Below are 23,378 nucleotides of genomic sequence, written 5' to 3' on the forward strand. Positions count from 1 at the left end.
GGAGGGGAGAGCATGAACAACATCGTACTTGCCGTTCTGCAGGGCGTGGTCGTCATGGCCGTCGCACCGTTCTTCTCCGGTCTCGGCCGCGTGATCCGCGCCAAGATGCACAACCGTCGCGGCCCCAGCATCATGCAGGACTATCGCGACCTGGCCAAGCTCTTTGCGCGCCCCGAGTCCCAGAGCGAGGATGCGAGCTTTGCGCTGCGCATCATGCCGCCGCTGTTCTTCGCCGTCGCCTTTATGCTCGCGATGGGTCTGCCGCTCTTTACGGCACAAAGCCCCATCCCGGTCTTTGGTGACGCCATCACCATCATGTACAGCCTGGCGCTCGCCCGCTTCTTCTTCGCCCTCTGCGGTGTGGATTCGTCCAACGCCTACGCCGGTATCGGCGGCGTCCGCGAGCTGCTCATGAGCGTGCTCATCGAGCCGTCCATGCTGCTGGCGCTGTTTGCCGCCGCCCTGGTGTGCGGCTCCACTGACATCGCCACCATGGGCCAGCACATCATGACGGGCGCCATCGACGCGCCGGTCGCCGTGATCCTCGCCGGCATCGCCTTTGCGATTGCCTGCTACATGGAACTCGGCAAGCTGCCGTTTGATCAGGCCGAGGCCGAGCAAGAGCTTCAGGAAGGTCCGCTCGCCGAGCTTTCCGGCCCGTCGCTCGCCATGGCCAAGCTTGCCATGTCTATGAAACAGGTTCTGGTCGTCGCTTGGTTCTGCGCGATCTTCGTCCCCTGGGGCGAGCCCGCGACCGTGGGCGCCGCCGCCGTTCTGGGCGCCGTCATCTTCCTGGTGAAGTGCCTTATCGACTTTGTCGTGTGCGGCGTGATCGAGAACTCCTGCTCGCGCTCGCGTTTTAAGGTACTCGGTAATCAGACCTGGGCCGTCGTGGGCATCGCCGTTCTGGCGTTTGTCTTCGTGGTCGTCGGCGTGTAGGAGAAGGGAGAAACAATGTCATTTGCAGTCAGTCTGTCCCTTCTCGGCTTGGTCGCTATCGCGGCCCCGATGGTGGCCTCGGTGCTCGTCGCCCTGTTCCCCCGTCCGTACGCCAAGTGGTTCAGCGTTTTGGGTGCCGCCGTCTCGACGGCCTGCACCATCGCCCTCGCCGCGAATTTCGCTGGCGCCGGCATGCCCGACACGCAGGTCCCCCTGATCTCGTTTGGGCAGACCCTCGTCATGGGATTCACCTTCGATCGCATGAGCACGCTCCTCGCGCCCGCCTTTGTGGGTATCGGCCTGCTTGTCGTGATCTATTCGATTCCCTATATGAGCGAGAATAACCGTGAGCATCCCGACGCACCGCGTCGTCGCTTCTACGCGTATCTCGCGACCTTCATCGGTGCCATGGCCGGCCTCGTGTACAGCTCGACCCTTTTGGGTCAGCTCGTGTTCTTTGAGATCACGGGTGCCTGCTCTTGGGGCCTCATCAGCTACTATATGTCGCCTACGGCCAAGAAGGCCGGCATGAAGGCCCTGATCATTACGCATATCGGTGCGCTCGGCCTGTATCTGGGCGCCGCCATCGTGTTTGCCCACACCGGCACCTTCGCCATTACCGCGATTGCCGGCCTCGACGCCAAGCTCAAGGCTATCGTCCTTTTGCTCGTGCTGTTTGCGGCCTGGGCCAAGTCCGCACAGGTTCCCATGTACATGTGGCTGCCTTCGGCCATGGAGGCGCCGACGCCTGTTTCGGCCTACCTGCATGGTGCCTCGATGGTTAAGGTCGGCGTGTGCGTGTTCGCGCGCGCACTCGTCTCTGCCGGCGAGATTCCCGAGATCGTGGGCTGGGTCGCCATTATCAACGCCATGGTCACCATGCTCTTTGGCTTCCTGATGTACCTGCCGCAAAAGGACATGAAGCGCCTGCTGGCCTTCTCCACGATCGCCCAGCTCTCCTATGTGTTCTTTGGTCTGGGCCTTTCGGTCTTTGGCAGCCAGCTCGCCTTCGATGGTGCCGTGTGCCACATCTTTAACCACGCCTTCGCCAAGACCCTGTTCTTCCTGATCGCGGGTTCGTTCTCCTTTACGCTCGGCACGCGTATGCTGCCCAAGCTGCGCGGCATCGTAAAGAAGTACCCGATCTCGGGTGTGGGCTTTGGTGTGGCGGCGCTCGCCATTGCCGGCGTGCCGCCCATGAACACGTTCTTCTCGAAGTTCCAGATTATCGCCGGCGGCTTTTCCGTTGGTGCCGGCAACGTCGCGATTCTTGTGCTCGTGTGCATCATGGTCGCCGAGACCGTCGCCACCTTTGCCTGGTTCCTCAAGTGGATGGGCTATTGCCTGCCCGGTGAGCCGAGCGAGGAAGTCGCCGCTGGTGCACCGCTCCCCAAGGCAATGGCATTCGTGTTCATCGTACTCATCATCATGGTCATCGTCAGCGGCCCGCTTTCGGCCAGCTGGATCGGTTAGGAGGTAGAACGACATGGGTTATTCGATCGTCAACATCCTTGGCGGCCTTCTGATCGTCACGTCCACCATGGTGGTCGTCTCAAAGAACATCAAGCACGCCATCAGCTGGTATGCGGTGCAGTCGCTGGTGCTCGTGGGGCTGCTCGCCACGCTCGGTGTCACTACCGGCGCGCAGGAGCTGCTTATGTGGGCTGGATCTGCCTTTATCACCAAGGTCGTCCTGGTCCCTTACATCCTCAACCGCGCATACAAGAAGATGGGCGAGCCGAGCGACGCATCGCTCAAGGCCGGCCTTAAGCCCGCATGGGCCATTTGCATCATCGCCGTGGAGGTCGCGATTTGCTTTGCCGTCGTGACGCAGATCAGCCTGCCCACGGCCGAGGTCGCAACGCCTGCGCTCGCTATTAGCTTCGCTCACTTCTTTGTGGGCCTCACCTGCATCATCTCGCAGCGCAACATCATGAAGCAGATCTTTGGATACTGCCTTATGGAAAACGGCAGCCATGTGACGCTCGCGCTTTTGGCCCCCACCGCTCCCGAGATCATCGAGATCGGTATCGCCACCGACGCCATCTTTGCCGTCATCATCATGTCCATCGTCGTGCGTCGCATTTGGGACGACTCCCACTCGCTCGATGCGCGCGACCTGTCCGAGCTGAGGGGGTAGTCCATGGAAACGTTGATTCTCGCCCTGCTCGCGACTCCTTTGGTGTTCTCGCTGGTCATGGCGTTTTTGCCCAAGAACACGTCCTATAACGTGTTTGCCGGTCTCAACCTGGTCTCCGTCGCAGCCGTCCTGGTGCTGTCGATTATGACGGCCGGTAACGTCCTTATGAGCGGCGACACCGCGAGCGCTCTTGGCCTGTGGTTCCACCTCGATTCGCTGGGCGCCATCTTTGTGCTGCTCATAGGCTTTATCGGTTTTCTCACGGGGCTGTTCTCGCTGCCCTATGTAAAGGCCGATATCGAGGAGGGCTCCATGCCCGCCGAGCGCGCCAAGCAGTATTTTGCGCTGTTTAGCCTGTTCGTGTTCACCATGCTGCTCGCGTGCCTGTCCAACAACATGATCCTCACGTGGGCCGCCGTGGAGGCAACCACGCTTTCCACTGTGTTCCTCGTGGGTATCTACAAGAACAAGACGGCCCTCGAGGCTTCTTGGAAGTATGCGATGGTCTGCACCGCCGGCGTGGCCTTTGGCCTGTTCGGTACGCTGCTGATCTACGCCAACGCCGCCGACGTGATTCCCAACGCCCACGAGGCCGCATTCCTGTCGTGCGTGCTGCCGTATGCCGACCAGTTCGACCCGACGCTCATGCGCCTCGCCTTTGCGTTTATCGTGATCGGCTTTGGCACCAAGGCCGGCCTGTTCCCCATGCACACTTGGCTGCCCGATGCCCACTCCCAGGCCCCGAGCCCTGTCTCGGCCCTGCTCTCGGGCGTGCTGCTTAAGTGCGCCATGCTTGTGATCATGCGCTTCTACGGCTTTACCATCCAGGCCGTGGGCGCCGAGTATCCGCAGCTTTTGCTGTTGATCGTCGGCACGCTGTCCATTTTGGTGGCGGCGCTTTCGATGTTTCGCCAGGACGACCTCAAGCGCCGCTTTGCGTACTCGTCTGTGGAGAACGTGGGTGTTATCGCCCTGTGCCTGGGTATCGGTGGCCCTCTGGGTATCGCCGCGGCCCTGCTGCACTGCGTGTTCCACGGCTTTACCAAGACGCTTGCCTTCTGCGTGTCCGGTAACATTCAGCACGCCTTTGGCACGCGTAGCTTGGCCAAGATCCAGGGCGTCGTCGAGGTTGCCCCTGCAACCGCTGCGCTCGCCATCCTGGCGCTGCTCGGTCTTGCCGCCTTCCCGCCCTTTGGCATGTTTATCTCCGAGTTCCTGACTTTTGTCGCCGGTGTTACCGCCGGCCCCATGTGGCTGGTCGTCGTGGTCGCCCTCGGTCTTACCGTGGCAATCTCCGCGCTCACCCGTATCGCACTCAAGTCGGTATTCGGCCATGCGCCCCAGGGCATGGGCAAGCATGAGGCCCCGGCGCTCATGCTTATCCCCGAAATCATCCTGGCTGTCATGATCTTGTGGTTTGGCATCGCCACCCCGCTGCCCCTCGTGCACGGTGTGGAGACCGCGACCGGCATCGTGCTCGAGCAGAGCACCGAGGAACTTCACGCGACGCCGATGTACCGCGCTGTGTTCGGTACCGAGACCGCTCAGAGCGAGGTGGAGTAACGAATGATTGAAACTGAGAATAAGGTCTACGCCCGCCGCTGCGAGAGCCATGTCGAGGCCCTGCGCCGCGCCGTTCCGGGCTGCATCGAGAAGGTCGAGTGGCAGTGCGAGGACCAGCTGACGATTACCGTCAAGCAGGACAAGCTGCCCGAGGCCGTCCACTACCTGTATTACGAGCGCTACGGCTGGATTCCCGTGATCATCGGCAACGACGAGCGCAGTCTGTGCGGCCGTTACGCCGTGTATTACGTCATCTCCATGGAGGGGGAGGACCCCGGCTGGGTGACCGTGCGCACCGAGGTCGATCCCGCCAAGATGACGTTCCCGTCCGTGACGCCGTTCGTCCCCGCCTGCGTGTGGGGTGAGCGCGAGCTGCGCGACATGTTCGGCCTGATCCCCGAGGGTCTGCCCGACCGTCGCCGCCTGGTACTGCCCGATGACTGGCCCAGCGGCCTGTACCCGCTGCGCAAGGACTCCATGGACTACCGCTTCCGTCCCGCTCCCGCGAGCGACATGGAAAACTACGAGTTCTTGGCCGACACCAAGGGCAAGGAGACCACGCTCGTCCCCATGGGCCCGCTGCACATTACCTCCGACGAGCCTGGCCACTTCCGCCTGTTCGTCGAGGGCGAGACGATTGTCGATGCCGACTACCGTCTGTTCTACGTGCACCGCGGCATGGAGAAGGTCGCCGAGACGCGCCTGAACTATGACGCCGTGACGTTCCTCGCCGACCGTATCTGCGGCATCTGCGGCTGCGCTCACTCGGTGGCCTATGCCGAGGCCGTCGAGCGCGCCCAGGGCATTCATGTCCCGCCGCGCGCCCAGTATATCCGCGCCATCATGCTTGAGGTCGAGCGTCTGCACTCACACCTGCTCAATATTGGCCTCGCATCGCACTACACCGGCTTCGACTCCGGCTTCCAGCAGTTCTTCCGCGTCCGCGAGAAGTCTATGGACCTGGCCGAGAAGCTCTCCGGTCACCGCAAGACCTACGGTCTCAACGTGATCGGCGGCGTGCGTCGCGACATTTTGGCCGAGCAGAAGCTCTCCACGCTCACGACCATCCACCAGCTGCGCTCCGAGGTTCAAGAACTCGTCGACGTGCTGCTCTCTACGCCCAACTTTATCGAGCGTACGAGTGGCATCGGCATTCTGGACCGCAAGATCGCACGCGACTTCTCGCCGGTCGGCCCGCTCATGCGTGGCTCGGGCTATGCCCGCGACGTGCGCTTTGACCATCCCTTCGACGGCTACGCCGATCCGGACGTCCAAAAGATGCACGCCGCTACGGCCGACACCTGCGATGCCTTCGGCCGTACCGCCGTTCGCATCCAGGAGGTCTACGATTCGATCGATATGATCGAGACCATGCTCGAGAACTGCCCGTCGGGCCCCATCCTTACCACGGATTGGGAGTACACCCCGCACAAGTACGCCATCGGCGCCACCGAGGCGCCGCGCGGCGAGGACGTGCACTGGGCCATGCTCGGCAACAACCAGAAGTGCTACCGCTGGCGCGCCAAGGCCGCCACGTACAGCAACTGGCCGGTCCTGCGCTACATGTTCCGCGGCAACACCGTGGGCGATGCGGCGCTGATCGTCGGCTCGCTCGACCCGTGCTACTCCTGCACCGACCGCGTGACGGTGACCGATGTCGCCGCCAAGCGCGACCACGTGCTCGACAAGGAGCAGTTCGAGAACGTCTGGCGCGACAAGTCGCCGCTTGCGGGCGAGGGCACCATGGCCGCTCCGCTCGATGAGGAGGCGCTCTAATATGCTGAAGCTTTGGAAGGTTAACGCCAAGGCAGGCGACGCAACGGTCAAGTACCCGTTTGCGCCGTTTCCCACCAACAAGGACATGCGCGGCAAGCCCGAGCACAACGCGGAGCTCTGCATCGCCTGCGGTGCCTGCGGCGTGGCGTGCCCGGCCGATGCCATTCGCATGGACACCGACCTTGCGGCCGATACCATCACCTGGTCGATCGACTACGGTCGCTGCATCTTCTGCGGTCGTTGCGAGGAAGCCTGCCCCATGGAGGCCATCAAGCTCACCGAGGAGTTTGAGCTGGCCGTCATGAGCAAGGACGACCTCACCAGCAAGAGCCTCTACACGCTCGAGCACTGCTCGCGTTGCGGCAAGCCGTTTGCCCCGCACAAGGAGATCGACTACGCTAAGCGCCTGCTGCAAAAGGCCGGCGGCATGGAGGCCGAGCAGGCCGCCCGTACCGTCGGTATGTGCCAGGAGTGCAAGCGCGAGCTCGACGCCCTGCGCGCCGCCTCGGCCGTAAAGACCGGCAACGCGCGCGGCATGGCTGCCAACGAGACGCTTGCGTCCGGTGAGCCCCAGGGCCCCGGCATGGAGTATCTGGGCGGCCACGGCGTGAACCCGGAGTATGTCGACCGCGAGCTCAACCCCGATGCGCCCGAGATCCCCGCTGGACCTGCACCGGTCGAGGGCATCATCATGGATTTTGATACGAAGGAGGAGTAACCATGGCCGAACCCACGCTTTTGCCCGAGCGGCTTCAGTACCGCCCGACCAAGATCGAGCTCGACGAGAGTATCGAGAAGGCCAAGGCGACCCTTCTTAAGAAGATCAAGCGCTCGGTGTACGTCTACCGCGTTGACTGCGGCGGCTGCAACGGCTGCGAGATCGAGATCTTCGGTTCCATCACGCCCGTCTTCGACGTCGAGCGCTTTGGCATCAAGGTCGTGCCCTCGCCCCGTCACGCCGACGTGCTGCTGTACACCGGTGCCGTGACGCGTGCCATGCGCATGCCGGCCCTGCGCGCTTTTGAGGCCGCACCCGATCCCAAGATCGTGGTGTCCTATGGCGCGTGCGGCTGCACCGGCGGCATCTTCTACGACAACTACTGCGTCTGGGGCGGCACGGACAAGATTCTGCCGGTCGATGTCTACATCCCCGGCTGCCCGCCTAGCCCCGCGCAGACCATCTACGGCTTTGCCATGGCGCTCGGTCTGCTGGACCAAAAGCTCCATGCCGAGACCACGGTGGAGGCCGCCGGCGAGCAGGCCGATATCCTGCACCCCGGCGTGCCGTACAAGCTGCGCGTTGCCATCGAGCGCGAAGCTCGCGCCATGAGCGGCTACCGTTACGGCCGCGACCTGGCCAATGAGTTTATGGATACGCTCGAGGGCGCGCCCAAGGGCGATATCCGCGGTGCTATGGCGCTGCTCATCGACAAGCAAGATGATCCTCGCCGCGTTGAGGTCTACTCGGCGCTGCAGGATCTGGTGCTGGCCGGAGGTCGCTAGATGGAGCTCACGGACCGCTCTGGTTACTTTGCGGGCCCCGGTATGCTCGGCGGCTCCTTTGGCGATGCCTCGCGCGCAAGCGACGAGGCCGCCGAGGGCGTCGCCGACCCCTGCCTGGGCCATACGCCCGACCAGGTGGTCTTCTATGAGCTCACGCGTAAGTTTGTGGAGACCGAGGAAGACGTTCCCCAGGAGGCCTGCGACGTGCTGTACTACACGCTCGCCGTGGGCCACCACACCGGCGTGCTCGACTGCTTTGAGCCGCGCCTGTCGGTGCCGGTGAACGTGTTCTATTCGCTCGTCGACGCGCTGCCGGAGGGGGAGGCCAAGACCAAGTTCGAGGCCATCCGCTCCTTTGGCGAGTGCCAGCTCGACAAGGCGGCGGTGCCGTCGTTGCTCGAGGCCTGCGACACGCTGCTCGACGATCGTGGTTTTCGCGGTTCGGCCAAGGCCGGCATCTCGGTGTTCGATGACGACTTTGGCCTGCATGCCCAGCAGGTTGCGTTCTTAATGAAGTTTCGCGATCTGGTTGAGCGTGTGCGCGATGTGTCGGGCGTGTATCTGACGGGGAGGCTACAGTAATGGGTCGCGTTGTGGATGGCCGTGTGAACGGCGCCCCGTTTGCGGGCATTGTGCTCACGGCGGGAAGCGTGCTGCGCGCCGACGATGCCGCCGGCCCCGTGCTCTCCAAAAAGATGGAGGACACGCCCATCGCCGGTTGGTACACCATCGACGGTGGGCAAACGCCCGAGGACGACATCATCGAGGTCAAGCGCGAGCGTCCGCCGCGCCTGGTGTTGGTCGATGCCGCCGACATGGCGCTGCCCGTCGGCGCCATCCGCCTGCTCGACAAACGCGATGTGGCCCGCAAGTCGATGTTTACCACGCATTCGCTTCCCTTGTCGATTCTGATCGAAGAAATCGAGCAATCGTGCGAAGATATCGTCTTCATAGGGATTCAGCCGGGCGATACGGAGTTCTATAACCCCATGTCCCCGGAGGTCTTTGAGGCCGTCGACGCCGTGTACGACGCCGTGGCCGCCAACGACTTTTCCCACTTTGTCCGCTTGGGGCAGGAGCTATAGCAGCGCTTGCCTCTGCTGAATAGGAAAGAAGTGATTGACATGGCAGATTCCAAGGTGGAGTACCCCGCTCCCGATTGCCTGGCGCCCGCCGCGATCGAGTCCAAGACCGAGACCGCCGGCGTGACCAAGGCTAACCTGCCGGTCGCTAAGGCCTTTCTGTTGGCAATGTTCGCCGGTGCGTTTATCGCCTTCGGCGGCCTGTTCTTTACGGTGTTTTTGAGCGACAGCACGCTGGGCTGGGGTGCCCAGCGTGTCGTGGGCGGCCTGTGCTTTTGCCTGGGCCTGGTGCTGGTGCTGGTGTGCGGCGCCGAGCTGTTTACCGGCAATTCGCTTATGGTCTGCGCACTCAAGAGCAAAAAGATCACTCTGGCCCAGATGCTCAAGGCCTGGGTCGTCGTGTGGGTCGGCAATTTTGTCGGTGCCCTGTTCATCGTCTTTTTGGTGTACATGGCCGGCATCTATAAACTTAACGGCGAGGCGGTCGCCAATTCCATGGTGAGTGTCGCTGCTGGCAAGGTGACGATCGACTGGGTGACGATCTTCTTCCGCGGCATCCTATGCAACATCTTTGTGTGCCTGGCCGTGTGGATCGGTACTGCCGGCAAGACCGTGGTCGATAAGGTCGTTGGCATTCTGCTGCCCATCGCAGCCTTTGTGGCCTGCGGTTTTGAGCACTGCGTTGCCAACATGTACTTTTTGCCCATGGGTGCCGTGATGCATGCATGCGGTTATGGTGCCGAGGTCGCCGGGGCCGATGCACTCAACGCCGCGGGCATTGCGTTTAACCTATCCGCCGCCACGCTGGGCAACATCGTGGGCGGCGCGGTTCTGATCGCGCTCGGCTACTGGTTTATCTACGCCAAGAAGTCCGAGGCGTAAGGTACCGTCTGTTTGACGTTGGGCCTCCCGCGGGGCGTTGCCGTGCGGGAGGCTTTTTGGGTCTGGGGCTCGTTGCCGGGCTTTTGGCCTGTTGTGTTTGGCTTGTGAAAGGGGTAATCGAGATGGCATCTGCTGTGGAGCGTGACGGTCGCGCTGTGGTGACCACATGCGGGGGATGCTATGCCGATTGCGCCTTTGCGGCACGCGTTGAGGACGGTCGCGTGGTGGCCGAGTTGCCGGTGCCGGGGCACCCGTGCGCGGCACGAGCCCTGTGCGCCCGCGGACGGCATCGTCTGGCAATGCCGTTTGACGAGCGCGACCGCATTTTGCACCCCATGCGCCGCCGTCGGGATGGCTCGGGGTTTGATGCGATTACCTGGGACGAGGCGTTTGCGCAGATTGCAGCGCGCCTTGGGGGGATTGTCGACGGGCATGGTCCGCGTGCGCTGGGCATGACGCTTGGCGTGCCCTCGTTCGACCGCTACTGGGCCTATCGCTTTATGCATGCGCTGGGTTCGCCCAACGTGTACGGTGCCGACGGCGCCTGCGAGGTGAGCCGCCTGACCGGCTGGGAGCACAGCCTGGGCTACAGCCCGGCGTCCGACCTGGCGCATACCGATTGCATCATGTATTTGGGGCGTTCCATTGTCGATTCGTCGACGATGGGGGCCGTTGACGCGCTCAACGATGCACGCCGGCGCGGGGCGAAGATTATCGTGGTTGACCCTCGGCGCAGCGGCTCGGCCGCGCTTGCCGATCGCTGGCTGCGCGTGCGCCCGGGCTGCGATTTGGCCCTGCTGTTGGGCATCGCGCATGTGCTGATTGCCGAGGACCTGTACGACCACGACTTTGTGGCCCGCTATACCACGGGTTTTGATGAGCTGGCGCAGGCGGCTGGCGCTTGGACGCCCGGGTGGGCCGAGTCCATGTGCGACGTACCGGCAGATGACATCCGCGCGACGGCACGCGACCTGGCTGCTGCGGCGCCTGCCGCCGTGGTCGACGCGGGCTTTCACGGTGGCATCGGCATTGCGTATGCCAACAGCACCCAGACGGCGCGCGCTATCTGCCTGGTCGATGTGCTGTTGGGCTGCCTGGGGCATGTGGGCGGTGCGCTCAACCCGCCGACCCCGCTCGCGCTGGGCGACTTGGACCCTGCGCGCTTTGCGACGCCGCCGGTGCCGCGTGTGCCCAAGTTGGGTTCCGAGCGTTATCCGCTCGTCGATCCGGTGCGCGGCCTGTGCACGACCATCGGCCAATCGATCCTCGCCGGCGACCTGCGCGGACTCATCGTCTATGCCAGCAACCCCGGTGCGGGTTACGGCAACGCCGATGCGTGGCTTGGTATCTTGCAACAGCTCGACCTGCTCGTGACGATCGATATCCGCTGGTCCGAGACGGCGCGTGCGTCCGACTATGTGCTGCCCGACGTGACGTATCTGGAGGCCGACCGCGGCGTCGGTACGGTCGTGGGCCGCAACGATGCGCGCGTGTTCTATCGCAACGCCGTGCTGCCGGTCTTGCATGATGACACGCGTCCCGGCCGGGAGATCTTTGCCGGCCTGGCTGCTGCCTGCGGCGTGGGCGAGTATTTTGACTTTACGCCTGACGACTTGGCGGCTGCCCAGGTGGCTCCGTTTGGGATCGACCTCACTGCGCTCAAGGTGCGCGGCTGGGCCGATACGGGTGTTTCGTTGCCGTCGCGTACGGGTGAGCCGGCGATTCCCCTGGATGGCGGCAAAATTGCGCTGGCAAGCGACGTATGGGAACGTGCCGGTCTGGGTCGCGTGCCCAACTGGATCGCTCCCATGGTGGAGCCCGGCCCGGGGATGTTTCGCCTCATTGGCGGCAACCGGCCCTTTGAGTCGCACACGTCGCGCAGGCTCGCTGCAGCGGGTGCTGCCGAGGCGGGGTCGGACCTGGACGCCGTGCAGATGAACGCCGATGTCGCCGCTCACATGGGTATCGCCAACGGCGAGGTCGTCGAGCTTGTGAGCGACATGGGCCGCGATCGCGTGCGCGTGGAGACGACGCCCTATCTGCACCCGGCGTGTATCTTCACCTCGGCCGCTCCCGGCGGACGCGCATTGGGTGCTGAGGGTGGTGGCCGGCAGGCCCTGGGCGTCGGGCCGCTCGACCACACGCCGCTGCGCTGGGACTCGTTGACGGGTGCCGCGCTTACCCAGGAAAACGCCGTTCGCGTGGAAAAGATTGCGGCGTGCGAGGATAATGACGAATGATTGACGCAACTGATTGATTCGACTGATTCGCGATAGTTTCAGCCCTGTTTTTGAAAGGCCGCACATGAGCGATAGCCAGAACATGTCCGATGAGGTGCGCGCCCGCCTGCGCGCCATTCCCTCCGTCAACGAGCTGCTTGCCGAGTGGCCGGTAGTGAAGGCGGCGGGGGAGACCTGCGACGCGGTGGTGCATGCCGCCGTCACGGCCGAGCTCGACGAGGAGCGCTCCGCGATTCGTGTTGGCGCCGCCCCGCGTTCCAAGCGCGAGCTGGCCTCGGCCATCGAGTGGCGTGCGCATCGCTCTGCGCTGCCGAGCCTGCGTCCCGCCGTCAACGCCACGGGTGTGGTTATCCATACCAACTTGGGTCGCGCCCCGCTCGCGGAATCAGCTGCCAAAGCCGTGGCCGAGGTCGCGCGCGGGTATAGCACACTCGAGTACAGTGTCGACACCTGTTCGCGCGGGTCGCGCAAGGAGCACGCCGCGCAGCTGATCCGCTCACTCACCGGTGCCGAGGACGCGCTCGTGGTCAACAACAATGCCGCCGCGGTGCTGCTGGTGCTTGCCACCCATGCCGCGGGTAAAGAGGTTATCGTCAGCCGCGGCGAGCTTGTCGAGATTGGCGGCAGCTTCCGCATCCCCGATGTCATGGCGGCTTCGGGCGCCAAACTCGTCGAGGTCGGCGCCACCAACCGCACGCATTTGGGCGACTACGAGCGCGCCATCACGCCCGATACGGCGATGATCCTTAAGGTCCATCCTTCCAACTACCGTATCGAGGGTTTCCACGAGGAGGTAGGTTCTCGGGAGCTTGCGGCGCTTGCTCACAAGCATGGTCTACTGTTCTACGAGGACCAGGGGTCGGGCGCGCTCCTGCCCGATGACATCTTGGTGCGCGGCGGCGAGGAGACCACGCCGACCTCGGTTGCCGCCGGGCTCGACATCGTGTCGTGCTCGGGCGATAAGCTGCTTGGTGCTGCGCAGGCGGGCATCATCATGGGCCGTCGCGATCTGGTCCAGGCCTGCGGGTCGCATCCGCTTATGCGTGCCCTGCGTCCGGGCAAGCTCGCACTGGCGGCGCTCGAGGCTACACTGCGCATCTACATGGACGGGGCGGATGTGGCCCATCGCGAGGTGCCGGTGCTCAACATGCTCACGCTTCCGCAGGCTCATCTGGAGCGTCGCGCACGCAAGCTGCGCGAGCTGATGGTGACGGGCCTCGATAAGGCTGGCTGCCCGTGTGCCGTGCAGGTGGAAATCGTCGAGGAGTCGTCGACTCCCGGCGGCGGCTCGCTGCCTACCGTCGAGCTGCCCACGATGTGCGTGGCCGTCTGCCCGGTCGACGGGCGCCTGTCTGTCGACGCGCTCAAGCGCTCGCTCGTCCAAGATTTCGACACGCCGGTCGTCACGCGCGCCTCGCACGATCGCGTCCTGTTTGATGTGCGCACGCTCGTGGGCGACCGCGATATCGAGACGGCGGCGTCGACGCTTTCCGCGTGCGTTGCCAAGGCGGCGCGCCGATGAGTGGGGTCGAAGCGTTGGTGGAATGCCCTGTTATCGTTGGAACGGCGGGCCACGTCGACCACGGTAAGTCGGCGCTGATTGAGGCGTTGACCGGCAAGAATCCCGACCGCTTGGAGGTCGAGCGTCGCCGCGGTATGACCGTTGAGCTCGGCTTTGGCGAGTTGGCCCTGCCGAGCGGCAAGATCGTCGGCCTGGTCGACGTGCCGGGCCACGCGCATTACTTGCGTGCCATGGTGCAGGGCGCCACGGGCATCGATGTAGCCGTGCTGGTGGTTTCGGCCGTCGAGGGTGTGATGCCGCAGACCCGCGAGCACGTACATGTGCTGGAGCTGTTGGGCGTCACGCACATGGTGGTCGCGCTGACGATGTGCGACCTGGCCGATGCCGAGATGACCGAGCTTGCCGAGCTCGATGTCGATGACTTTTTGTCAGGTACCGTGTTTGCAGGCGCGCCGATCGTGCCCGTGTCGTCCAAGACCGGCGAGGGGATCGATGGCCTGCTGGCTACGCTCGACGAGCAGGTTGCCGCTTGCTGGGATGCCTGCCGTGCCCGTGCCGAGCTCACCGATGCCGCGCCGCGTCTGCCGATTGACCGCTGCTTTACGATCAAGGGCGTCGGTACTGTCGTGACGGGAACGTTGCACGATGCGCCGGTTGCGGTGGGCGACGATCTCGTCGCCCTGCCGTCGCGTACGGTCTGTCGTGTGCGCGGGATTCAGGTGCATGGCGATACGCCGCGAGCACTGCCCGGACAGCGCGTGGCGCTCAACCTGGTTGGTGACGGTGTCGCGGCGCTTGACCGTGGCGAGATGCTGGGCGTGGCGGACCGCTTTGGTCAGTCGTTGCGCTTTATGATGACGTTCACCTACCTGGGCCGCGAGGGCGCCAAGCCGCGCGTGCTCGAGTCGGGCGCGCGCGTGCATGTGATGGCCGGCACGGCCGAAGTCGTGGGTCGCATCATGCTTTTGGAGGGCGAGGCCCCCATGGCGGTGGGCGAGATCCGTACCGTGCAGGTGCGCTTGGAGGAGCCGCTGCCGCTGCGAGCCGGAGACCATGCCGTGGTGCTGTCGTATTCGCCCGTTATGCTCATTGGCGGCGGGCGTGTGCTGCTTTCGCGCTGTCGTCGCTCGCGCGAGCTTTCGGCGGGGGAGCGTACGCTGCTTGCAGCACTTGAGGCCGGCGATGTCGTTACTGGTGTGGACGCGTGGCTGGCGCTGCAGGCGTTGCCGGTCGTGGCTGCCGACGTTGCCGCGGCGCTGGATATGGCTGCCGGAGATGTTGACGCTGCGCTGCGCGCGCTGGTGGGCCAGGGCACGGTGTGTGAGCTTACCGCGGGCGACGTGGCGCTGTACACGAGTACCGCCGCGCTCGACGCCGCGATGGATGCCTTGGCGACGACCCTGTCGGCCATGCACGCGGCGGCTCCCAAGGAGACGGGCTTTACGCCCGGTGCCGTTGCCCATGCTGCCTGGCCTGCTGCCGACGATGCCGTTGCCGCGGCCTTGATTGCCGAGGGCTGCTCGCGCGGCGTTTGTGCTGCCGAAGGCGCCGAGGTGTTCGACCCACACTCCGCAGCCGCCGCTGCGCGTGTGGTGCGAGAGGCTTGCGAGCGGATTGTCGCGCTGCTTGACGAGGCCGGCCTGGACGCACCGGTGCTTCCCGAGGTGGGTGAACAGTTGCAGCTCGGCCGCGACACCATGACGCGTGCCCTGCGCGAGCTTTCGCTCAACCGCTCGATCGTTAAGGTCGAGCGCGACGTTGCCCTGTCCGCTGCCGCCGAGGCCCATGCGCGTGAGCTCGTCGCCGCCGCCATTGAGGCAGCCGGCGGCGCTGCCACCACGAGCGTGCTGCGCGAGGCCCTGGGCGTGTCGCGCAAACGCGCCATCAGCATCTTGGAGCATCTGGACGCCGTACGCTTTACGGTGCTCGACAAGGAGGCCGGCGGCCTGAGGTCCCTGCGCTAGATCGGCCACCCCGCCCCACCTCCTCAGTTGCGGTGGAATAGTTCCTGTTTTCCGGTTGAGATGCCTCTTCCAGGAACTATTCCACCGCAACTTTGAGGGTGGCCAGCTGAAGCTGGCCACCTTGAGCCTTGAGTCGGGCTGATCGCCACGAAAAGGGCCTATTTACTACGTTTAGTCGACTACCCTCAACCATTCCGAAATTCGCGAAATTAAAACCGCAGGTAGACGGTTTGCCGATTTTCTAAAAACGGGGCATGCTCGACCCATGCCGGTCAAACGTAGTAGATAGCCCGTTTTCGTGGCGCGACACCGGGGTAGTCTTTTTGGGACGGGGCTTTTTTAGCTACCCTATGTCAAATATGTCTTAAGCTTTGAGGGCTCCGGATGGGGCAGCTAAAAAAGCCCCGTCCCAAAAAGACTACCCTGCTAGTTTGGTAAAATACCGCCGCACTTGGGAACGGATGGGCTCCGGTGGGCTCCGCGGTCCTCAAAACCGTTGCGAGGCGTGCAAAACGTCTTGGATGTGTTCGATTCACATACGTTCCCGCCATACGCTACCAGCGCTTTTGTGCTCGCGGTCTTGCTGCGTGCCGCAAAGGCGCTGTTTTGTTTTTGCACGAGCTTTTCGTAGTGCCGCTATTTCGGCGGCGGTATTTAGCTTCGTGCACCGGGTTTCGAGCATGCCGATGGGGGTGTTTTGCCGTATGACTACCGTAAGACGAGCCGATCTTTCTTGTGTCGTCCAGGCGGGCGGGCTGTCCTCGCGCATGGGCTGCGATAAGGCGCGCATGGCGTTTTGCGGCGAGCCGCTCATCGAGCGTGTGCTGGGTCGGCTGGCGCCAGTTGCCGGCGAGTTAGTTGTGACGACTTCGCGTCCCAGCGAGCTTGTCTACCTTGAGGAGTGCGCGTTTGGCGGCTTGGTGCCGCGTGTGGTGGCGGACCTTGAAGGGTCGGCGGGCGCCATGCGCGGCATCGCGAGCTCGTTGGCCGCGGCCCGATTGCCGCTCGTAGCGATCGTCGCCTGCGATATGCCGTTTGTCTCGCCGGAACTCATTGGCGCGCTTGCCGATCGTGTCGAGGCCGAGGCGCTCGACGTGTGCGTGCCGCGCGAGGAGCGGGGGATTGAGCCGCTTTGCGCCGTCTGGCGCCGTGACGCGTGTGCGCCGGTCGCCCAAGAGCTGCTCGCCTGCGACCGTCAGCGCATTCGCTGCCTGATTAATCGCGTTCAGGCTGGTTATATGGATGAGCCGCAGATCGTTAAGGTCGCAGGCTCGACGCTCTGCTTCGAGAATGTCAATACGCCCGAGGAGTTTGCGGCAGCCGAGCTGCTCGCCTAGATCTGCACACATCAATGACGGGAGATGCCGTGTCACATGATATTTGCCCCGATACCGGGGAACCTTGCACTTGCGATGGGTCCGAGCCTTGCACCTGCGGCTGTGGCGGCTGTGGACATACGGCCGAGGAAGAGGCAGCGGCGGCTGCGTATCGCGAGTCGCACCGCGAGGCCTCGTTCGGTGATGCCCCTGATCACGAACGCAAGATCATCGTGTCGTTTGACAGTACCTTCGATGTGATGGAATGCGAGCAGCTATGCCTTGCCGCCGGTGTGCCCGGGCGCATTATGCCTTTGCCCGGCTCCATTACCGCAGGTTGCGGGCTGTGCTGGGCCATGCCGTTCTCGGGCGATGCACTCGCCGCTTTCCGCGCTGCCACCGAAGGCCGCATTACCCCTGCCGACTACCATCAACTCGTCCTCTAACTACCACACCACCACAAAGGTGCCTGTCCCCAATGTGGTGGTGTGGAACATGTGGACGAAACAGCTTCGAAACACGCGATTTGTGCGTCGGGTACTCAAAAACGCTTCTACCTGCATCGTAATCAAAACGAAACATCTGCTCGTCGGCTTATGCGAAACTTTGCTGCAACAGTGCGATATTATCCATACTCGATAAAGCTCGCGGCGCATGGGGCGCCTCGAACGACACTTTTCTTTTCCATCAATTGGAGGAAGCATGAGCTACACGCAGAAAGTTCTCGACGAGCTCAAGGCCCGCTATCCCGAGCAGCCTGAGTTCATCCAGGCCGCGACCGAGATCCTCGGCACCATCCAGCCGGCGCTCGACGCCCACCCCGAGTACGAGGAGGCCGCCCTGCTGGAGCGCCTCGTCGAGCCCGAGCGCATCGTTATGTTCCGTGTCCCTTGGGTCGACGACCAGGGCAAGGTCCAGGTCAACCGCGGCTACCGCGTCGAGTTCAACTCTGCCATTGGACCCTACAAGGGCGGCCTGCGCTTTAACCCGACGGTCACCCTGGGCATGCTCAAGTTCCTGGGTCTGGAGCAGATCCTCAAGAACAGCCTGACCACCCTTCCCATGGGCGGCGGCAAGGGCGGTTCCGACTTTGACCCCAAGGGCAAGTCCAACAACGAGATTATGCACTTCTGCCAGTCCTTCATGACCGAGCTCTATCGCCACATTGGCCCCAACACCGACGTTCCCGCCGGCGACCTGGGCGTTGGCGGCCGCGAGGTTGCCTACCTGTTCGGTCAGTACAAGCGCCTGACCAACGAGTGGACCGGCGTCCTTACCGGCAAGGGCCTTTCCTTTGGCGGCTCGCTCGCCCGTACCGAGGCCACCGGTTACGGTCTGGTCTACTTTGTGGACGAGTACCTCAAGAGCCGCGGTGACTCCTTCGAGGGCAAGAACGTCGTCGTTCACGGCTCCGGTAACGTCGCCATCTACGCGGTCCAGAAGGTCGCCCAGCTCGGCGGCAAGGTGCTCGCCTGCTCCGATACCCACGGCTGGGTCGAGGATCCCGACGGCATCGACTACACCGTGCTCGAGCACATCTACAACAAGAAGCGCTCCGGCCACGACAAGGGCGTTACGCTCGCCATGTACGTTGACGAGAAGCCCAACGCCGTGTGGCACGAGGGCGACGGCCGTGGCGTTTGGCAGCTGCCCTGCGACATCGCGCTGCCCTGCGCTCGCGAGAACACGCTGCTGCTCGAGGACGCCCAGGCGCTCGTCGCCAACGGCTGCAAGGTGGTCGGCGAGGGCGCGAACATGCCCACGACCATCGAGGCTACGAACTACTTCCAGGAGAACGGCGTTGCCTTTATGCCCGGTAAGGCTGCCAACGCCGGCGGCGTGCTCGTGTCCGGCCTGGAGATGAGCCAGAATGCCGAGCACCTGTCCTGGACCTTCGAGGAGGTCGACGGCAAGCTCGAGCAGCTCATGCGCGGCATGTTCCACAACGTGGACGACACCGCCAAGGAGTATGGCCAGGAGGGCAACTTTGTCATGGGCGCCAACATCGCTGGCTTCCTGAAGGTCGCCGACGCCATGCTCGCCCAGGGCGTCTGCTAATTCTTCGCTCGACATAGCATCGCAGAAGGCTCCCAGCTATCCGGCTGGGAGCCTTTTCTATTCCGGAGGACTCCTCATAACTTGCGGTGATATACGGACTGTTTTGCGTTCCAGAACGGCTAATCAGTCCGTATATCACCGCAAGTTAAGGATGGGTGGGTGGATTTTGTCCTAAAACGGTGTGCGGCCCCTCGTTTGGTACACTAAAAGGTACTGGACAAGTGAAGAGATGGGGGAGAACGTGCTCAAGTTCGGTACCTACGTCCGTGTTGGAAACGCGGCCGAAGCCTATGAGCTCTTACAGAAGAACCGCAACAACAAGATTGTGGGCGGTGGCATTTGGATGCGCCTGGGTTCGCGTCGCGTGGCGACGGCGATTGACCTTTCGGCCTGCGGACTCGATCAGATCGAGGAGACCGAGACCGAGTTTCGCATCGGTGCCATGTGCACCCTGCGCCAGCTCGAGCGTCATGCTGGGCTCAACGCGCTTGTCAACAATGTCTTTGAGTTCGCCGTCCACGACATCGTGGGCGTGCAGCTGCGCAATACCGCCACGGTGGGCGGCAGCATCTACGGCCGCTTTGGCTTCTCGGACGTTCTCTCCGCCTTCCTCGCGCTCGATTCCTATGTTGAGCTGACGGGCCACGGCCGCGTGTCGCTCGCGGAGTTCGTGCGGATGGGCTACGTGCGTGACGTGATCGAGCACGTTGTGGTCGTCAAGCACGATTACCGTGCGAGCTACGAGGCCGTGCGCAAGGCCGCGACCGACTTCCCCTCGCTGAACGTCACCGCCGCCTGGTGGGACGGCTCCTGGCATGTTACCGTGGGCGCCCGCCCGCTGCGCGCGACCCTGCTGCAGGGCGAGGCGTGCGGCCTTACCAACGAGCATCCTTCCGAGGACGAGCTTCGCGCCCTTGCCGCGTCCGTACGCGCGCTGAGCTATGGCACCAACATGTGGGGCTCGGCCGACTACCGCCGTCGCATCTCGGCCCCGCTGGCGATTCAGGCCGTGCGCCGCGCCGCCGGCATCGAGCTTTCGGCCGCGCTTGCCCGCGAGCTCGAGGGCGTGCAGATTCCCAAGTTTGCCACGGACGAGTATTCCTGCCGCCGCGTGCCCGGCGTCGATTCTAGCGAGGTGCGCTAATGGCTGCCAAACTCATCGATCTTTTCTTTACGCTCAACGGCCGCAAGGTCAAGGTTCAGATTGCCCCCGATACCATGCTCTTTGCGCTGCTGCGCGAGCAGGGCTGCGCGTCGGTGCGCTGCGCCTGTGAGACCACCAACTGCGGCCTGTGCACGGTGTGGCTCGACGGCGACCCGGTGCTGAGCTGCTCAGTTCCCGCCGCCCGTGTAGAGGGCCACACCATCACCACGCTTGAGGGCCTTAAGGCCGAGTCCGAGGCGCTGGCCCGTGCGATGGCCGCCGAGGGCGCCGAGCAGTGCGGTTTTTGCGCCCCCGGCCTCATTATGAACGTGCTGGCGCTCGCCCGCGCCGCCAAGGAGGACCCGAACCTCGTCGCCACGCGCGAGGAGCTGTCGCGCCAGCTGGCCGGCAACCTCTGTCGCTGCAGCGGCTACGAGAGCCAGCTGCGCGCCATCGTCCGTTTTCTCAACGAGTCCGGCGTGCAGGTGGGTTTCGAGATGCCCGAGCTGCCGGTCAATAACACCAGCTCCGATGGTGTCGCGTACAAGCAGATCACTCACAAGCAGCCCAAGAAGGATTCGAAGGCTCTGCTCGAGGGTCGTCCCGTCTACACGGGCGACATGGTGCCCGCCGGCGCGCTCATCGTTAAGCTCAAGCGCAGCCCGTATGCGCGTGCCAAGATCCGCTCCATTGATACGTCGCGCGCCCTGAAGGTGCCCGGCGTCGTGGGCGTATACACCTACGAGGACGTGCCCCAGCGCCGCTTTACCATCGCCGGCCAGAGCTATCCGCAGCCGAGTCCCTACGACCGCCTGATTCTCGAGAACCTCGTCCGTTACCAAAACGAGGAGGTGGCGATCGTCGCCGCCGAGACCGAGGAGGCCGCCGACAAGGCGCTCAAGCTCATCAAGGTCGACTACGAGGTGCTCGAGCCGCTGCTCGACTTTACCCAGGCACTCGATAACGACATCGTGGTCCACCCCGAGGGCGACGTGACCTTTATGTTCCCGCAGGGCGGCGACGTTGCTCGCAACCTGGTGTGCAGCGGTACCAGCGATTATGGCGATCTGGACGAGGCATTCGCCCAGAGCGACATCGTCTTCACCCGCACCTACACCAGCCAAGCCACGCAGACCGCGCCCATGGAAACCTTCCGCGCCTTCGCGACGACCGACGCGTTCGGGCGTATCTCGGTGACCACCTCCACGCAGGTGCCCTTCCACGTGCGCCGCATGGTCGCGCAGTCACTCGACATTCCGCAGTCGCAGGTGCAGGTCATTAAGCCGCGCATCGGCGGCGGCTTTGGCTCCAAGCAGACGGGCTGCTGCGAGATCTTCGTGGCGTTCGTGACCCAGCAGACCGGCCGTCCGAGCTATTGCTGCTACACCCGTGAGGAGACTATCACCGCGGGCAACTCGCGCCACCAGATGCAGATGACCGTCAAGCTGGGCGCCATGAACGACGGCACCATCACGGCCATCGATCTGCACACGCTGTCCAACGCCGGCGCGTACGGCGAGCACGCTACCACGACGATTGGCCTTTCGGGCCACAAGAGCCTGCCCATCTACAACCATGTGAAGGCGAGCCGCTTTAGCTGGGATGCCGTCTACACCAATACCAACCGCGGCGGTGCGTATCGCGGCTACGGTGCCACCCAGGGCCAGTTTGCCGTGGAGAGCGCCGTCAACGAGCTCGCCGACATGCTGCATATGGACCCCGCCGACTTGCGCCTCAAGAATATGGTGCGCGAGGGCGAGATTATGCCGCAGTACTACAACGAGAAGCTCAACGCCTGCGCGCTCGACCGTTGCCTGCTGCGCGCGATGGACATGATCGGCTGGCGCGACAAGCCGCTGGCCGTCGACCTGGGCGACCGCGTGCGTGCTCTGGGCTGTGCGCTCACCATGCAGGGCTCGGGCATTTCCAACGTGGACATCGCCGGCATCGACATGCGCCTGGAAGAGGACGGCTTCATTACCATCGGTACCGGCGCCACCGATAACGGCATGGGCGTCGACACGATTCTGGCGCAGATTGCCGCCGAGGAGCTGGGCGTGGAGAGTTCGCTGATCGTGGTGCGCGGCGTGGACACCGACGTGTCGCCGTTTGACGCCGGCTCGTATGCGAGCTCGGGTACGTACGTGACGGGCCTTGCAGCCAAAAACGCCGCGACCGAGCTGCGCGAGAAGATCTGCGCCAAGGCCGCCCAGATGTGGGACGTGGATGCCACCGATGTGGTCTTTGATGGTCAGTACGTGCGACTGTCCGACGAGCGTGCCGCGCGCGAGCAGAACCGCTACCTCACGCTGCGCGACTTTGCCAACCTGTGCGTCAAGAACATCGCGGGCGGCGACGCGCTCACCTCGCACGCCTCTGCCTGCCTGCCCGTTTCGCCTCCGCCGTTTATGGCCGGCATTGCCGAGGTTGAGGTCGACAAGGCCACCGGCAAGGTGACCGTGGTGGATTACGCCGCTGCCGTTGACTGCGGCACCGTGATCAACGAGGCGCTTGCGCGCGTCCAGGCCGAGGGCGGCATTGCCCAAGGCATCGGTCACGCGCTCTACGAGATCGTCGAGCATGACGACCGCGGCCGCCTGCGCACCGGCAACTTTATGAGCTACAAGCTGCCCACGCGCCTGGATATCGGCAGCATTCGCGTGGCCTTTGAGCCGAGCTACGAGCCGACGGGTCCGTTTGGCGCCAAGTCGATCGGCGAGGTCGTCATCAACACGCCGCTCGCCGCCGTTGCCTCGGCCGTGGCGCACGCCACCGGCCACCAGGTCCGCTCGCTGCCGATCACGCCCGAGAAGGCCCTGCTGGGGGAGTAGGCGAGGCGACGCAGCCGTTGCTCTTTGGCAAGCCCGGGGAAACTGCAACCCACTTTTCGTCCGAATTGTGGGCTGCAGGAGATAGCCGATGGGGGGTAGCTAATTTGGGACGGGGCTTTTTAGCTACCCCGCTTGTGGGGGTAGCTAAAAAAGCCCCGTCCCAAATTAGCTACCCTGTTCCGCTGTAACTCGTGGTGAGGTCGTGAGCCTGCAAAACGTGTGCGTGCGCTTACCGTTCGTATCTGCTATCATTCCTAGTCTGTGCGCTCATGCGGGCGTGGCGGAATTGGTAGACGCGCCAGATTTAGGTTCTGGTGGGATTCCCGTGAAGGTTCGAGTCCTTTCGCCCGCACCATCGCACCTGCGTCGGCTTCGGCCGTCGCGACTCTTTGTTGCATAAAGGTACCAGCACCTCAGA

The 23,378-nt window shown here is 63.7% G+C and carries 18 protein-coding genes and 2 tRNA genes; all 20 read left to right on the top strand.

The window, feature by feature from the left end; genetic code table 11:
* Positions 1-12: 12 nt before the first annotated feature.
* On the top strand, positions 13-939 hold the full coding sequence (locus PMX70_RS04005; protein ID WP_022095201.1) for a respiratory chain complex I subunit 1 family protein: 927 nt from the start codon (positions 13-15) through the stop codon (positions 937-939).
* A 15-nt stretch (positions 940-954) separates the two neighbouring features.
* Positions 955-2,412, top strand: a complete 1,458-nt coding sequence (locus PMX70_RS04010) for a hydrogenase 4 subunit D (RefSeq protein WP_271742948.1) — start codon at positions 955-957, stop codon at positions 2,410-2,412.
* A 13-nt stretch (positions 2,413-2,425) separates the two neighbouring features.
* Positions 2,426-3,079 carry a hydrogenase 4 membrane subunit gene (gene hyfE, locus PMX70_RS04015; RefSeq protein ID WP_055286167.1) on the top strand — a complete coding sequence of 218 codons (654 nt, stop codon included), beginning with the start codon at positions 2,426-2,428 and terminating at the stop codon, positions 3,077-3,079.
* Positions 3,080-3,082: 3 nt separating this feature from the next.
* On the top strand, positions 3,083-4,642 hold the full coding sequence (locus PMX70_RS04020) for a hydrogenase 4 subunit F (protein ID WP_271742949.1): 1,560 nt from the start codon (positions 3,083-3,085) through the stop codon (positions 4,640-4,642).
* A gap of 3 nt (positions 4,643-4,645) precedes the next feature.
* Positions 4,646-6,418 (top strand): hydrogenase large subunit, encoded by a 1,773-nt coding sequence (locus PMX70_RS04025; RefSeq protein ID WP_022095197.1) that lies wholly within the window; start codon positions 4,646-4,648, stop codon positions 6,416-6,418.
* Position 6,419: 1 nt separating this feature from the next.
* Positions 6,420-7,136 (top strand): formate hydrogenlyase complex iron-sulfur subunit, encoded by a 717-nt coding sequence (locus PMX70_RS04030; protein ID WP_271742950.1) that lies wholly within the window; start codon positions 6,420-6,422, stop codon positions 7,134-7,136.
* A gap of 2 nt (positions 7,137-7,138) precedes the next feature.
* On the top strand, positions 7,139-7,921 hold the full coding sequence (locus PMX70_RS04035) for an NADH-quinone oxidoreductase subunit B family protein (RefSeq protein ID WP_022095195.1): 783 nt from the start codon (positions 7,139-7,141) through the stop codon (positions 7,919-7,921).
* On the top strand, positions 7,922-8,503 hold the full coding sequence (locus PMX70_RS04040) for a formate hydrogenlyase maturation HycH family protein (RefSeq protein WP_195193050.1): 582 nt from the start codon (positions 7,922-7,924) through the stop codon (positions 8,501-8,503).
* Positions 8,503-9,006, top strand: coding sequence for a hydrogenase maturation peptidase HycI (gene hycI / locus PMX70_RS04045; protein WP_271742951.1), 504 nt, complete (start codon positions 8,503-8,505; stop codon positions 9,004-9,006). The genes PMX70_RS04040 and hycI overlap by 1 nt, the downstream gene beginning before the upstream one ends.
* Positions 9,007-9,045: 39 nt before the next feature.
* On the top strand, positions 9,046-9,885 hold the full coding sequence (locus tag PMX70_RS04050) for a formate/nitrite transporter family protein (protein ID WP_271742952.1): 840 nt from the start codon (positions 9,046-9,048) through the stop codon (positions 9,883-9,885).
* Between the two features lie 122 nt (positions 9,886-10,007).
* On the top strand, positions 10,008-12,125 hold the full coding sequence (locus PMX70_RS04055; protein WP_271742953.1) for a molybdopterin-containing oxidoreductase family protein: 2,118 nt from the start codon (positions 10,008-10,010) through the stop codon (positions 12,123-12,125).
* A gap of 64 nt (positions 12,126-12,189) precedes the next feature.
* Positions 12,190-13,647 (top strand): L-seryl-tRNA(Sec) selenium transferase, encoded by a 1,458-nt coding sequence (selA, locus tag PMX70_RS04060; RefSeq protein ID WP_271742954.1) that lies wholly within the window; start codon positions 12,190-12,192, stop codon positions 13,645-13,647.
* Positions 13,644-15,611, top strand: coding sequence for a selenocysteine-specific translation elongation factor (gene selB / locus PMX70_RS04065; protein ID WP_271742955.1), 1,968 nt, complete (start codon positions 13,644-13,646; stop codon positions 15,609-15,611). Before selA ends, selB begins: the two co-directional genes overlap by 4 nt.
* Before the next feature lie 453 nt (positions 15,612-16,064).
* Positions 16,065-16,161: transfer RNA gene (locus tag PMX70_RS04070), tRNA-Sec, on the top strand.
* Positions 16,162-16,315: 154 nt separating this feature from the next.
* A complete protein-coding gene (gene mobA, locus PMX70_RS04075) occupies positions 16,316-16,948 on the top strand; it encodes a molybdenum cofactor guanylyltransferase (protein ID WP_171025172.1) in 633 nt (210 codons plus the stop codon).
* A gap of 29 nt (positions 16,949-16,977) precedes the next feature.
* Positions 16,978-17,373 carry a putative Se/S carrier protein gene (locus PMX70_RS04080; protein ID WP_171025173.1) on the top strand — a complete coding sequence of 132 codons (396 nt, stop codon included), beginning with the start codon at positions 16,978-16,980 and terminating at the stop codon, positions 17,371-17,373.
* A 256-nt stretch (positions 17,374-17,629) separates the two neighbouring features.
* Positions 17,630-18,985, top strand: a complete 1,356-nt coding sequence (gene gdhA, locus PMX70_RS04085) for an NADP-specific glutamate dehydrogenase (RefSeq protein WP_271742956.1) — start codon at positions 17,630-17,632, stop codon at positions 18,983-18,985.
* Between the two features lie 241 nt (positions 18,986-19,226).
* The gene (locus tag PMX70_RS04090) at positions 19,227-20,129 is read left to right on the top strand and encodes an FAD binding domain-containing protein (protein ID WP_271742957.1); all 903 of its coding nucleotides are present in this window, start codon (positions 19,227-19,229) and stop codon (positions 20,127-20,129) included.
* Complete coding sequence (locus PMX70_RS04095) at positions 20,129-22,960, top strand: molybdopterin-dependent oxidoreductase (protein WP_271742958.1); 2,832 nt, start codon at positions 20,129-20,131, stop codon at positions 22,958-22,960. The genes PMX70_RS04090 and PMX70_RS04095 overlap by 1 nt, the downstream gene beginning before the upstream one ends.
* A gap of 271 nt (positions 22,961-23,231) precedes the next feature.
* Positions 23,232-23,315 (top strand) — tRNA-Leu (locus PMX70_RS04100).
* The last annotated feature ends 63 nt before the right edge of the window (positions 23,316-23,378 follow it).

The organism is Collinsella aerofaciens (assembly GCF_028206795.1).
Classification (GTDB): Bacteria; Actinomycetota; Coriobacteriia; order Coriobacteriales; family Coriobacteriaceae; genus Collinsella; species Collinsella aerofaciens_AX.

Excerpts from the sequence above, each read along its gene's own strand:
- PMX70_RS04050 (WP_271742952.1), top strand. The coding sequence starts at position 9,046 with ATGGCAGATTCCAAGGTGGAGTACCCCGCTCCCGATTGCCTGGCGCCC.
- mobA (WP_171025172.1), top strand. The coding sequence starts at position 16,316 with ATGACTACCGTAAGACGAGCCGATCTTTCTTGTGTCGTCCAGGCGGGC.
- gdhA (WP_271742956.1), top strand. The coding sequence starts at position 17,630 with ATGAGCTACACGCAGAAAGTTCTCGACGAGCTCAAGGCCCGCTATCCC.
- selB (WP_271742955.1), top strand. The coding sequence starts at position 13,644 with ATGAGTGGGGTCGAAGCGTTGGTGGAATGCCCTGTTATCGTTGGAACG.
- PMX70_RS04035 (WP_022095195.1), top strand. The coding sequence starts at position 7,139 with ATGGCCGAACCCACGCTTTTGCCCGAGCGGCTTCAGTACCGCCCGACC.
- PMX70_RS04005 (WP_022095201.1), top strand. The coding sequence starts at position 13 with ATGAACAACATCGTACTTGCCGTTCTGCAGGGCGTGGTCGTCATGGCC.
- PMX70_RS04040 (WP_195193050.1), top strand. The coding sequence starts at position 7,922 with ATGGAGCTCACGGACCGCTCTGGTTACTTTGCGGGCCCCGGTATGCTC.
- PMX70_RS04095 (WP_271742958.1), top strand. The coding sequence starts at position 20,129 with ATGGCTGCCAAACTCATCGATCTTTTCTTTACGCTCAACGGCCGCAAG.
- PMX70_RS04030 (WP_271742950.1), top strand. The coding sequence starts at position 6,420 with ATGCTGAAGCTTTGGAAGGTTAACGCCAAGGCAGGCGACGCAACGGTC.
- hycI (WP_271742951.1), top strand. The coding sequence starts at position 8,503 with ATGGGTCGCGTTGTGGATGGCCGTGTGAACGGCGCCCCGTTTGCGGGC.
- hyfE (WP_055286167.1), top strand. The coding sequence starts at position 2,426 with ATGGGTTATTCGATCGTCAACATCCTTGGCGGCCTTCTGATCGTCACG.
- PMX70_RS04010 (WP_271742948.1), top strand. The coding sequence starts at position 955 with ATGTCATTTGCAGTCAGTCTGTCCCTTCTCGGCTTGGTCGCTATCGCG.
- selA (WP_271742954.1), top strand. The coding sequence starts at position 12,190 with ATGAGCGATAGCCAGAACATGTCCGATGAGGTGCGCGCCCGCCTGCGC.
- PMX70_RS04055 (WP_271742953.1), top strand. The coding sequence starts at position 10,008 with ATGGCATCTGCTGTGGAGCGTGACGGTCGCGCTGTGGTGACCACATGC.
- PMX70_RS04025 (WP_022095197.1), top strand. The coding sequence starts at position 4,646 with ATGATTGAAACTGAGAATAAGGTCTACGCCCGCCGCTGCGAGAGCCAT.
- PMX70_RS04020 (WP_271742949.1), top strand. The coding sequence starts at position 3,083 with ATGGAAACGTTGATTCTCGCCCTGCTCGCGACTCCTTTGGTGTTCTCG.